This is a genomic window from Neisseria sp. P0021.S007 (genome assembly GCF_051956855.1).
Genome location: NZ_JBQCXA010001688.1, coordinates 1 through 446, shown reverse-complemented (window position 1 = coordinate 446; position 446 = coordinate 1). Strand labels below are relative to the sequence as shown.

Sequence of the window (446 nt, the reverse complement as noted above, 5' to 3'; positions counted from 1 at the left end):
ATGCAAGGCCGCGACCGCAAATTCCAAGCGATTTTGCCGCTCAAAGGTAAGATTTTGAACGTTGAAAAAGCACGTTTTGAAAAAATGCTGGCCAGCCAAGAAGTCGCCACGCTGATTACCGCTTTGGGAGCGGGCATCGGCAAAGAAGAATTCAATGCCGAAAAACTACGCTACCACCGCATCATCATCATGACCGATGCCGATGTGGACGGTGCGCACATCCGCACCCTGCTCCTGACCTTCTTCTACCGCCAAATGCCCGAGCTGGTCGAACGCGGCTACATCTACATCGCCCAGCCGCCTTTGTACAAAGCCAAATACGGCAAACAAGAGCGCTATCTCAAAGACGAACTGGAAAAAGACCAATGGTTGCTCGGTTTGGCCTTGGAAAAAGCCAAAATCGTTTCAGACGGCCGCACCATCGAAGGCGAAGAGCTTGCCAATAC

At 51.8% G+C, this 446-nt stretch carries 1 protein-coding gene; it reads left to right on the top strand.

Features of this window, described 5'->3' with window-relative positions; all coding sequences use genetic code 11:
* Nucleotides 1–446: toprim domain-containing protein (locus ACTHUR_RS20925; protein WP_440400730.1), on the top strand; the 446-nt coding region annotated here is incomplete at both ends.